Source organism: Paraburkholderia rhizosphaerae (assembly GCF_004366595.1).
Lineage (GTDB): Bacteria > Pseudomonadota > Gammaproteobacteria > Burkholderiales > Burkholderiaceae > Paraburkholderia > Paraburkholderia rhizosphaerae.
Map to the genome: position 1 here is coordinate 1 of NZ_SORE01000007.1, position 12,522 is coordinate 12,522.

Genomic DNA, 12,522 nt, shown 5'->3' on the forward strand with positions numbered 1-12,522 from the left:
CTGCCTTCGCGTTCGAGCAGCGCCTCGAGCCCTTCGACAATCGACAGGCCCGCGGTCAGCAACGCGAGCAGTTCCTCGCTGAACAGCACCAGCGACAAACCACCGCGCGATGATGCCGGCCGGCGCAACGAACGGCGCGGCACGAGCCGCGTCGCATGCAATCCGCGCGCTTCGACCTGGCGCCGCGCGTCGTTCTCATCATGCGCGTCGATCACCAGTGCGACGATCTGGTTGTCGGGCGCCAGCGCTCTGACTTCGTATTGCATAGTGTTTCGCGAACCCGTTTTTTGAAGCGGTTTTTACAGCTGCTTTTAAAGGAAATTTTTTACAGCATTGCTTACGATCTACCGCAATCCAATTACAATGTTTACGGACTAATGCCGGGTACTCTCTCGAGTACACCGGCATCAGTTAGTGATGCTCCGCATTTTTCGCTCCGGCTATTCGCTCGTAATCTGCGCGCTTTCCGCACTGGTGCCCGACTGGTTATCAGGCCCGTTCGAAATGATCGCGTAGTCGCTCTTCGCGCCGGGAATCTTGTAGACGTACGGATGGCCCCACGGATCCGGCGGCACTTCCTTCTTCAGATACGGGCCTGCCCATTTATCCGCGTTGGCCGGCTTGACGACAAGCGCGGTCAATCCTTCCTGAGCGGTCGGATAACGGCCGACGTCGAGCCGGAAGTTGTCGACCGCCTTCGTGAACACATCGATCTGCGCATGCGCGACCGTCACCTGCGACTTGCCGAGCTGCGAGAAGTAACGCGGTCCAACCAGTGCCGCCAGCATGCCGATGATCACCAGCACCACCAGCAATTCGAGCAGCGTAAAACCGCGTTGTTTGCTCCGCCGCGCGACCCGCGCTCGCATCTCGTTTACCGCCGGGCTACCGTTGCCATACCGCGACATCATGACTCTCCTCAAGGCACCCGCCGTACGGCGGGCGCCATTCCTTATTGCTTGTTACAAACCACTCACCGCCTGCGGCGCTTAGAAACCGATGCCAAGCACCATGTGCTCCGGCTGCGCCGCAACCACCGTCGAGCTCGCGTCCGACACGTCGTCATACGCGAAGCCGTAAGCGAGTCCGCTGATGCCGTGGTCGTGGAAGAACCGTGCGTACTCGTTCGACGGCGATGCCGCATACCACGCATCCGGCGTCGCCCACTTCGTGACGTCTTCCATCACGTGACGGTTGAACGCCGCGCAGATCTGCGCTTCGATTGCGAGTTCCGTCGAATTGCCGGTGGCGAGCGCACCGCTGCCCTGCAGGATGTCCTGCGTAGTCGGCTTGTTCACGATGTAGTTGCCACCGACGAACGCGCCGTTATGCAGATCCGTTTCCGAGAACACCAACTGGCTACCCTGCACCTTGCCGATGAACTGACGGCTGTTGCCCCACATGTTCAGCACAAGGCTGTTCGACGAGTAGTACTGCCACACCTGGTTCACATACGCGTCGAAGTAGTTGCCGTTCGGCTGACCGGCCGCAAAGCTGTCCTTCGCCGGCGCCATGATGCGGAACTGCGACTTCGATTGCGGCTGGAACGCCGACGACACTTCGCTGGCATACGCGGCGAACAGATCCGCGCGGCGCTGCGAAATACCGGTCCGCATGTGGAACGTGCGATTCGAGCCGTACACGTCCTGGGTCATCGGGAAACCGAACTCGTCGACCTGCGTCGTGTTCATCCACAGACCGTTGTCGCCGTACGTGAACTCATACCAGTCGAAGTTCACGTTCAGGTTCGGGTCCGTCCCGTTCTGCGGATTCGGGCCGGCGAAACCGATGTTGTTGTTCGCATCGTTCAGGATCTTCAGGAACACCGGGCTGCCCAGCGACACATACAGGCGGCCCGAGAACAGCTTCGGCAACTGCAGCGTCTTGCTCTGTGCGAGCGTGAACGCGTAGTTCGAGTAGTTCTTTCCATCCGGCCCGGTCAGGTGATTCGCCGCATCGTTATCCGACACGGCCGACGCGACGATCGTGCCGTCCGGCTTCAGCCATGCAAACTGGCCGGTTGCCGGATCGCGCGCGATCACCAGCACATACACCTGGTCGTCGGTGTATGCGCCGTTCGTGTTGTTCACCAGATCGATACCGATAAAGCCCGGCTTGACCGTGTAGTTCGGGACCGACGTATCGACCGACAGCTTTGCGTCGTTCGACGTCGATGCACCGTTCGGACCAGTCACGACGACGCTGTACACTGCGCCGTTGTCGCCTGCTGCCGTTGCCGGCGTGTCGTACGTGCGGCTCGTCGCACCGGCAATCGCGGCGCCGTTACGACGCCACTGGTACGTGAACGGACCGCTACCCGACATCATCGTCGCGAAGTGACCATTCTGGCCGGCCGGCACCGACTGGTTCGCCGGTTGCTGGATAAACGCCGAGACCGGCGGCGTGCTCGTGCTTGCGCCGCTGTTATACACACCAAACTCGAACAGCGAATTGCCGTACGGAGTCGAGCGCGCGGTCGAGTACATCCGCACGAAGCGCGCGGTCACCGGCGCCTGGAACTTCACATCTTCGACACCGCCTTTGCTGGCGTCCTGCTTGTAGACAGTCGTCCAGTTCTTGGTGGTGGCGTCCATCGGGTCCTGGCCTACGTCGTTCGACCACTGAATTTCATAGGCCGCAGCGTGCGCGTTCTCCCAGTTCATCACGACACGATCGAACGTCTGCTGCGCGCCGAGATCGACCATCAGGTACGACGGATCGACGAACGACGACGACCAGCGCGTGTTCAGGTCGCCATCCACCGCGGCCGTCCCAGGCACATTGTTGTTCTCGACACCGCTGACGCTTACCGCCTTGTGCAGCGCGAGGTTCACGCTGGCCGCGAGCGGCACGAACTTCACGCTGATGGTGTGCGCCGCACTGACATTGTTGAACGTGTAGGTCGACTGCGCACCGAGCAGCTGACCGTCCACTGTCATCGCGCCAACACCGTACCCGCTTGCCGGCACCGCCGTGAACGTCTGCGACGCACCCGGCTCGACACTCACCGCACCCGACGGGCTCAGCGCGCCGTTCGCATCGCCGCTCGCGGTGATCGTCAGCTTCGACGCCGCCGCGGTGTTGTACACCTCGAACTCGAACAGCGAGTAGCCATACTGCGTCGCGCGCTGCACACCCTGCATGCGGATGTAGCGCGCGGTCGTGGTCGGCAACGAAATGTCTTCCGTGCCGCCCTTGCCCGCGCTTTGCGTGAAGACGGTGTTCCACGTCTTCTCGTCGTTCGACGTCTGAATCAGATACTGCTTGCCATACGCGTTCTCCCAACGCAACACGACGCGGTTGAACGGCACCGCCTGCTGGAGATCCACCTCCAGCGATGCGTCGTCCTTCTGATCCGACGACCAGCGCGAATTCTGGTCGCCGTCGACCGCGGCGGTTGCAGGGTAGCCATCACCCTGCACGCCCGTCGTGATGGCCGGCTTGCCGAGCGCAAGATTCGCGCTCACCGGTTGGGCCGCGTGACCGCCCGGCTGCTGCGGTTGCGTCGGTTGAGTCTCGTCGCTGCCGCCACCGGTGCTGCCGCTGTTATCCGTGCCGGTGCCCGGATCGGTCGTACCGCCGTTGTCACCTGTACCCGTGCCCGGGTTGGTGGTGCCGCCGTTGCCGCTGTTGTCAGCCGTCACGTTGAACACCTGGAACTCATACAGCGAGTATCCATAACCCGTGCTGCGTCCTTCACCGTGCATCCGTACGAGCTGCGCGGTGACGGGGGTGTCGAGCGTGATGCTCTCGACGCCGCCTTTGCTATCGGCCTGCGTGTACACCGACGTCCACGTATTTCCGTTGTCGTTCGACGTCTCGATCTCATACTTCGTGGCGTGCGCATCCTGCCAGAACAACACGAGATGGTTGAACGTCGTCGCCTTCTGGAAATCGATCGTGAAATACGTCAGGTCGAACGGTCCGGACGACCAACGCGTATCCATCTTGCCATCTACTGCAGCTTCCGCCGGATACGGCGCCGGCTTACCTTCATCGTTAGGCACGCCTTCGTAGCTGGTCGCACTGACCTTTGCGCCAAGCGCCAGGTTCACCGCGGCCGACGCCGGACCGAAGGTCACACTGATCGTGTGATTGGCCAGCACATCGTCGAACGAATAGCTGTTCACCATCCCGATGGCTTTGCCGTCCACTACCACGCCCGTCACCGCGGCACCATCCGCCGGCGTGAACACGTAGCTCTGCGGAGCGCCCTGCAGCACGGTCGTCTTGCCATCCGACGTGGTCGTGCTATTGCCGGTCGCAGTGATCGTGCCGCTGCCGGTCGAAGTCGCGGTGATCGTGTACGACGGCGTGTTAGCCGTGTTGTAGATACCGAACTCGAACAGCGAGAAGCCGAACTGCGTGGAGCGCGTCTTACCATGCATCCGTACGTAACGAGCCGGCTCGGAGAGCGTGAAGCGCACGTCTTCCGTGCCGCCCTTGCCTGCCTTCTGCGTATAGACGGTCGTCCAGTTCTTGGCATTCGGGTCGGTGCTTTCGTCGTTCGATACATCGATATCGTAGACGAGCGCATACGAGTCCTGCCAGCGCAATACCGCACGATCGAACTTCTGCGCCGAGCCCAGATCGACGATCAGACTCTGGTCATCGGCGAACTTCGACGACCAGCGCGTACCGTCGTTGCCGTCGATCGCCTTCGTCGCATAGTACCCGTCGTTCTCGCGACTGGTCGCGTACGCCTTCACACCCGACGCGAGAGCGAGGTTTCCGCTCGGGATCGGATTGCCGCCGTTGTCCGGGTGGCCATTGGGGTCATCGGGGTTTTCCGGATTCGGATTCGGGTTCGGGTTCGGGTTCGGGTCCGGATCCGGGTTCGGATTGCCACCACCACCGGCAGTGACCGTCAGCGTCGCTTGCGCACTCGTGACCGTACCGCCACCGTTGCTGATGGTCACGTAGTACGAGCCGTTGTCAGCCGTGGTCAACGACTGCGTGGTGAACGACGGAATCGTCGAGATGAAAATCGGGTCCTGGCTGCCTACCTTGAACCATTGGTAGCTGAACGGTCCCGTGCCCTTCGGATCGATGCCAACCTTAAACGTCGCGGACTGGCCTACGCCCACCGTCTGGCTAGCCGGCTGACTGACGATAACCGGTGCAGCTGCCGTCGGACCCGACACGCACAACGCCCAACCCGGGTTGTTGTTCTTGATCGCGAACGACAACTTGCCGGCCTGATTGACGATGTAGGCGTTACCTTCGACGCTCGGCACGTCGGTGGTCGTCCATGTATCCCATCCTGCCGGGAACGCACAGGATGCGTAGTTCGCGCGAGCGATCGTCAACGCTTCGTTCAGCGTCGGCAGGCGCATGCCCAGCGATTTGCAATACTGGTCCGCAATCGACTGGACGAACTGCGCGCCCTTTGTCTGGAACGTCGTATCGAACTGCTGCCACGTAAGACCGCTCACGTTGTCCTGCACGGTCGCGATGAACGGACCCGACTCCAGACCGTCAATCGGCGAGGTCCACGTGCCCGGCTTGGCCGGAATCGGCGTGAAGCGCTCGGTGGTGCTCTGCGCCGAGCACTGCGGCACATCGTAGACGCCGAACTCCCACAGCGAGTAGCCGTATGCCGTGTGACGCGTCACGCCTTGCATGCGGACATAGCGTGCGGACGTGCTGTTAAACCGGATCGTTTCGGTGCCGCCTGTACCAGTGTCTTGCGTATAGATAGTCGTCCATTGCTTGTTCGCGGGAGCGGGGCCCACGTCATTCGAGACCTCGATCCGGTATTTGTCTGCATACGCGTTTTCCCACGCCAGCACGATCTGGTCGAACGTACGCACCTCGCCGAGATCCACCATGATCCACGCGGTGTCGTCAAAGGCCGACGACCAGCGCGTCCCCAGGCTACCGTCGACTGCGAACGCCGGTCCGGTTTCCTCTTTCTCGCCCGAGACCGAACCCGACGCCGTAGCGGCACCCAGCGCAAGGTTGCTCGCGCCACCGCCGCTCACGACGAGCTTCGCGATGTCACTGGTGACACTGCCGCCCGCGTTGCTGACCGTGACCTGGTAGTCACCGTTGTCGGTGTCGGTCGCCGACTTGATCACGTAATCGGAACTGGTCGCGGTGGAGTTAGCCGTAATCGGCTCGCCGTTGAGCTTCCACTGATACGTCAGTGGGGCCGAACCGCTTGCTTGCACGCTCAACGTTACGTTCTGGCCAAGCGTCACGCTCTGGCTGCGCGGCTGTGCCACGATGGCCGGCGCGATTGCGTTGCTCACCGTCAGCGTCGCGCTGTTCGACGTCGCAGAGCCCGCGCTGTTCGTCACGATCACGCTGAACTGCGCACCGTCGTCCGCAAGCGTCTCGATCGGCGTAGCGTACTCGTTCTGGTTCGCACCGGTGATCGTTACGCCATTCTTCAGCCACTGGTACGACAGTACAGGCGAGCCGGACGCGATCACGCTGAATTGCGTGCTGTTGCCCGCCGTGATGGTGACCGGCGACGGCTGCGTCGTGATTTCCGGCTTTTTCGGCTGGACAACGGACAGGACTGCCGCGTCCGAAGTCTGGCTGCCGTTGACGTTGCTGACGGTGACCGAGTACTTTGCCCCGTCGTCGTCCACCGTGAGTGCCGGCGTCGTGTAGGCGAAGCTATTCGCGCCTGGAATCGGCGCCCCGTTCTTCATCCACTGGAAGCTCAGCTGCGCCGAGCTGGCCGCGAGCACGTTGAACGTCGCCGTCAGGCCGACCGTCGAGTTCTGGTTTATAGGCTGCGTGATGATTTGCGGCGGGGTTCCCTGCTGCGCGCCGATGATCAGCGACTTGCCATCGAACACTTGCGCTGCGTCTATCGGTGCGACGGTGTAGGTTGCAGTGCCACTGCCGAGTCCCGGCGACGTCGCGGTCACCGTGACCGTGCCCGGCGTGAACGTGCTGCGCACGACGATCTGCGTGACGCCGCCTTGCACGTAGAGCTTCGTGTCACCCGGTGCATGCCAGCCGAGCGGCTGGCTGTCGTCGTAATAGTGATCGCTACCGCCACGGTACTCACCCGCTGCGCCATTGACCGCGAAGGTGATTTCCCTCTTCTGCTTTTCCGAAATCGGCACCACTACGCCATTTGCGTCGACCACTTCCACATGAATAATCGCAGCGTCGGTACCGTTCGCAACCAGCGGGAACTGCGTGCCGTCCGGCTTCGTCAGTTGCGGTTCGACCGTCAACCGGATGTGATCCTCGTTGCCGGCAGTCACTTGCTGGTCGTACGTGACGACCTCGCTACGCTGATTCAGACACTCGGCCCTCAGCGTGCCGGGCACAAATTTCACGTTGTCCCAGTGCACCTGCCCCGGAAGCTGCGTCGTCTGCTGGGAGGCGTCGGCGTTCGAATAGGTCTCTTTCGAATTCGGCGTCTGAACTTCGCCAACCTGCTGGCCGTTAAGCGTCAGACGGACCAATGGGCAGTTGCTGAACGCGTTGACCCTCACCTTCTCCAAAGAAGGATCATCATTCGTGGGCACGCGGGTCCAGTGATACGCGAGCTTCACGACCGGCTTGATCTCGTACGGCGTCCACGCTTCCTGATAGATGTAGTAAAGCAGACGCGGCAGACGGTTCTCGTCCATCATCGACGCGCCATTACTACGCACTTCCATGTTCGAGTAGTGGTCGAACTGGTCGACGATTTCGCCCGGGGTATCGGCGAGATACCAGTGCGCGATGCCCATCGACTTGATCGCGACGCTTTGCACCCATTGCTTCACATAGGACTCGGCGAATTGAATTTCATAGTCGTAGCTCGCCCGGCCGACGCCAGTGCCCCAGTATTCGGAGCCGACGCTCGGCGAATTCGGAAACTGATGCTTGACGCCGATATCGCAGCCGTTACCGCTACAACCAAGCAGATCGCCGTTGTCAGGGTTCGGTGTACGGTCCGCCTGCGCGCGCGTGTGGGTCGGGTCCCACGTCTGCGAGATGCCTTTTAACAATCTCGCAAAATCCGTGTCCGTGGCGCCGTTGTCCGCTTCCCATGCGAGCACCGACGGGCGATTGCGGTCGTGCACGATCATGTCGCGGTGCAATTCCTTCTTCAAATCGCGGTCCCACGACTGCATGCAGTTCGTTTGGGCATCGTCCGTGCAAATATGCGCAAAGCCGTTCTCGCCATCGCCGCTCGGCTGCAACACCATCACGCCGTATGCGTCGGCAGCATCGAGGAACTCAGGACCCTGCGCCGAGTGGCCCGGGCGATACAGACTCCCGCCTGCGTCCGCGAGCAGCATGAGATCGCGCCATTGCAGTGCCGCCGGCACGGCCGATCCGAGCGCCGGGAAGTCGTAGCGGCCCGATGCGCCCCACAGATAGTGCGGATGTCCGTTGATGATCGGGAAATTGCTGTCCCAGGTAATCGTGCGGATACCAAGCGGCGTGTCCTTCGCATCCTTCACCACGCCGTCCACGGCGACCGTGGTGATCACGTGGTACAGATAGGGTTTGCCGTACGTGCTATTGTTCGGATACCAGAGCGTCGGATTCGAAACCGTCAGCGTCTGGTCGAATACCTGCTCCTTCAGATTGGGCGCAGTACCACTCACCTCAACCTTCTGGGTATCCTGTCTACGCGCAACAACCTGGCCGTTCGCATCGACGATTTGCGTCGTCAACGTGACCTGCTGGTCCGTCGAATTTTCGTTCAGTACATTCGTGCGCACCAGAATCGACGCTGAATCCCCACTCGCGGTCAGCGCGGCCGTCGAGACGTAGGTACCCCAGGTGTGCATCACTGCATAGACGTTTTCAGGAATGCGCACGCGGTCCGTGATGTGCATCCACACCGGACGGAACAGGCCCGAATCGCTCTGGCCGAAGCGGAACGCACCGCCAAAACCCGGCGACTTGAAGAACTTGTCGTTGCGCGCGACCTTCACCGCGATCACGTTGTCCGTCGTGCCGTCGAACGTCACAAAGTCCGTTGCGTCGACTTCAAACGGAATGAAACCCATCACGTGGGTCGCATTCTTGTTTTCCGGGATCTCGCTGTTGCCCTGGATAAATTTGCCGTTGATGTACACCTGCGCACCGACGTGAGCGCCCTCGAACTCGATCAGCACTTTGCGGTCCTTGTACGCCGGGTCCAACTTGAAGTGCTTGCGATACCAGGTGATGTTGCCGGTGAGTTGGCCCTCGCCGCCACCCGACTCCTTATTGAGGAAGGTGTCGTTATCCGATGGGGACTGCGGTACACCTTTATCTTGCCAACCCTTGGCAGGATCCGAATCGTCGTAATCCCGCTTCGCATACTCAGGCACGCCGTCAGCGCCCACGGCACCGTCGGAATCCTTGATGTAGCGCCAGGGCGTCTGCCCGAGATTGATATCTATACGGTTGGATGCCGGTATTGAAACGCCCGCGACTGCATGTGTCGCGAAGACCAGCAACAACCAGAGTAGAGCAAGCTGGCCCGCAAGCTGCCCCGATAAATGCCCAATGCGTTCGCGCATCGTGGATTCCCCTCTTCTGGTTTTACTACGGGTGGCTTTCGTTCTCCGCTTTTCAACACACTTCATCGAAAGCGAATGTCGATGTGAATTGACGCGCAAACGTGTGCGCCTTTTCCGGGGGGCTATGATCCGGCGTTAAACCAACCGTAAAGTTGTAAATACGAAGTAACGAACGCAAAAGCGAAGTCACCTTCGCAATGCGCGTTTTAGAGGAATGGGTTATGCAGTAACTCACGTGGGTTATCACGTAACCCGAATTGCGATGGAATATTTCGGCGCCTTAAACGTATCGGTGCAGACCTATACCTGGTGGGCGTTTTAGAAGATTTCCCGTTTGGCGAACGGGTTCTTTACGACTTGCGCGGTATACCTGATCACCGATTCTTTTTTTGACTGTTCTCGCCTTCCCTAGCCTAATTCCGACAATTTGTCAGCTTATACAACGCTACCGAAAGGTTCAAGAAAGTATTAGAGCCGTAATTCCGGCGAGCAAGCATCTTTGTTACGTCATATTTCCGTTTGGTTTGTTAACAGATGGTCAATGTACTGAATGGTTTCGAAGCTATAGGTCCGTGTACGTATCTTTCATTTTTCTTTCGATCGGCAATTGCCCTTGAGGTTGCGTCGACTAGCCCGATCGAATCGGATCAGACCGAATTGGACCGCAAGACTCGGAGTGCGGGCGCGTGCCTGGACCGCTAAACTGGCTTTCAACGGTGCACACCACGGAAAGTCCAGAAACGGTCCGGGAGGTAACAGATGGTTGAGATCGCAACGCATACGGCGGGTCGTGACGCTCATGTATCGGCAAACCCATTCGAAACGCGCGTCGCAGCGCTCGACTGGCCGCGTATCGAAACCGAACTCGACGACTTCGGTTGCGCGACGGTCGCGTCACTGATCACGCCCGACGAGTGCGACCGGCTCGCGAACCTTTATACCCGCGCGGACCTGTTCCGCTCGCGCATCGTGATGGGCCGGCACGGCTTCGGACGCGGCGAATACCAATACTTCGCGTATCCGCTGCCGGACATCATCGAAGGCCTGCGCACCGCGCTCTACCCTTACCTCGTCGCGGTCGCGAATCGCTGGAATCGCGCAATGCGCATCGACGTCCGCTATCCACCGAAGCACCGCGACTTTATCAGGCGCTGTCACGAAGCCGGGCAAACCCGACCGACGCCGCTCATCCTGCGGTACGAAGCGGGCGACTACAACTGTCTGCACCAGGACCTCTATGGCGAACATGTCTTTCCGATCCAGGTCGCCATCCTGCTGTCGGAACCGGGCAAAGACTTCACCGGTGGTGAGTTTGTGATGACCGAGCAACGCCCGCGCATGCAATCGCGCGCGGAGGTGGTTCCGTTGCGTAAAGGCGATGCAGTCGTGTTTACGGTGAACAGCCGCCCGGTGCAGGGCACGCGCGGCGTCTACCGCGTGAACCTGCGGCATGGCGTGAGCCGGTTGCGCTCGGGGCACCGGCACACCGTCGGTTTGATTTTCCACGACGCACAGTGACCGGCAACCCGCTCTTTTGCTTTGGTCGGATCAAAGAAAAGGTACGCTCGACGCTTACCGCGAGAGCGGCCGCAATACAATGGCTTGCAAGACATTCTGATTCTGGCCAGGAATAGAACGCGCCCCTCGCCTGTTCCGCATTGACATAAACGAGCAAGCGAACGGACGTTCTGGCCTGTCGCTTTACGCGACAAACTTCGATCGGGCTTTGCATCACCCTGTGGCTCCGTTTAGCTTGTCGTTCTCGTTTCAACCGGAGCGCCGCCAGCTGGCCGAACTCCTTCAGTCCAGGGAACCGCATGGCTCAAACACTGAAAACGTCTGCACTCGATCGCCGCGTATGGCTGGTGGCGATCGCCTTTTTTGCCATCGGCACGGATTTCAATGTCGTCTCGGGCATCCTGCCGGCGCTTGCGCGAAGCCTCGACGTCAGTGTGCCGGCCGCAGGTCAGGTGGTCACCTCGTATGCATTCTTCTACGCAATCTGCGCGCCGTTACTAGCCGGGCTCACCACAAGCATGCGCCGCAAACCATTGATTGCCGGATCGCTTACCGCGTTCGCACTAGCCAATGCGGCGTCCGCGCTGGCGCCGACCTTTGCGTTTCTGATCGGAACGCGCATCGTCGCCGCTTTTGCCGCCAGTATGTTCGCGCCCGCCGCATACGGATTTGCCGCATCGCTCGCCACACCCGAGCGCAAGGGCGCGGCACTTTCCGCGGCGTTGTCGGGCATCACCGCATCGCTGGTCGTCGGTGTGCCGATCGGTTCATACATCGGTAATCGCTTTGGCTGGCAAGGCAGTTTCTGGTTCGTCACGGCGCTCGCGCTTGTCGGCGCAATCGGGCTCGGGTTCCGCTTGGAACATCATGAAGAACAAACGGCAGCGCCAGCCATGGGTGCGCCCGCCGCTAGCTTCCTCGCGCGCTTCGCGCCGCTGGCCAAGCGTCCGGTACTGCTAGGCATGGTGCCGTCGCTGGTCTGGTATGTCGCGATGTTTTCGTTGTACACGTATCTCGGTGCGACATTCACCGAGCGCGGCATGACGAAGGAAGGGCTCAGCGCGATGTTCGCCGCGTTCGGCATAGGCTCGCTGATCGGCAACCACGTCGGTGGTTCGCTCGGCGACCGTTTTGGATCGCAGCGCGTGATCGCAACTGCACTGGTCATTCAGATCGCCAATCTCGCGTGGCTCGGCACGACGGGTGCGTCGCTGGTCGCGAACGCCCTCGCCGTTGCGATCTTTGGTATGAACGTCTGGTTCATGTTCCCCGCGCAACAAAGCCGGCTTCTCGCACTTGCCCCGAAGCATGGACCGCTCGTGCTCGCGCTAAACAACTCGACGATGTACCTCGGTGGCGCGATCGGGTCCGCAGTCAGTGCGCTGCTGATCCGCCATGGCGTCGCAACCGCGAATCTGCCGTGGGTGTCGTGCGTGCTGTATATCGCCGCACTGGTGGTTTTCGCGCTGTGCTCGCGGGCGCTGCGCTGCGACGCGCGAGTCAGTACACGCACCGAATCAATGTAACT

4 protein-coding genes and 1 pseudogene are annotated in these 12,522 nt (G+C 60.6%); 2 read left to right on the forward strand and 3 right to left on the reverse strand.

Annotated elements, in window-relative coordinates:
- From BX592_RS10865 to BX592_RS10875, 3 genes and pseudogenes are all read right to left on the reverse strand, one after another.
- Positions 1 to 266, reverse strand: a pseudogene (locus BX592_RS10865) (type II secretion system F family protein); the annotation flags it as partial.
- A gap of 174 nt (positions 267 to 440) precedes the next feature.
- A complete protein-coding gene (gspG, locus tag BX592_RS10870; protein WP_377681634.1) occupies positions 441 to 911 on the reverse strand; it encodes a type II secretion system major pseudopilin GspG in 471 nt (156 codons plus the stop codon).
- Positions 912 to 989: 78 nt separating this feature from the next.
- Positions 990 to 9,476 (reverse strand): discoidin domain-containing protein, encoded by an 8,487-nt coding sequence (locus BX592_RS10875; RefSeq protein ID WP_134191784.1) that lies wholly within the window; start codon positions 9,474 to 9,476, stop codon positions 990 to 992.
- A 759-nt stretch (positions 9,477 to 10,235) separates the two neighbouring features.
- Here BX592_RS10875 and BX592_RS10880 point away from each other — a divergent pair.
- Both BX592_RS10880 and BX592_RS10885 read left to right on the forward strand, forming a co-directional pair.
- A complete protein-coding gene (locus BX592_RS10880; protein ID WP_134191785.1) occupies positions 10,236 to 10,994 on the forward strand; it encodes a 2OG-Fe(II) oxygenase in 759 nt (252 codons plus the stop codon).
- A gap of 299 nt (positions 10,995 to 11,293) precedes the next feature.
- Positions 11,294 to 12,520, forward strand: coding sequence for an MFS transporter (locus BX592_RS10885; protein ID WP_134191786.1), 1,227 nt, complete (start codon positions 11,294 to 11,296; stop codon positions 12,518 to 12,520).
- The last annotated feature ends 2 nt before the right edge of the window (positions 12,521 to 12,522 follow it).

What these genes read in the sequence shown, in the direction of transcription:
- gspG (WP_377681634.1), bottom strand. Translation starts at nt 911, where the DNA reads ATGATGTCGCGGTATGGCAACGGTAGCCCGGCGGTAAACGAGATGCGA.
- BX592_RS10875 (WP_134191784.1), bottom strand. Translation starts at nt 9,476, where the DNA reads ATGCGCGAACGCATTGGGCATTTATCGGGGCAGCTTGCGGGCCAGCTT.
- BX592_RS10880 (WP_134191785.1), top strand. Translation starts at nt 10,236, where the DNA reads ATGGTTGAGATCGCAACGCATACGGCGGGTCGTGACGCTCATGTATCG.
- BX592_RS10885 (WP_134191786.1), top strand. Translation starts at nt 11,294, where the DNA reads ATGGCTCAAACACTGAAAACGTCTGCACTCGATCGCCGCGTATGGCTG.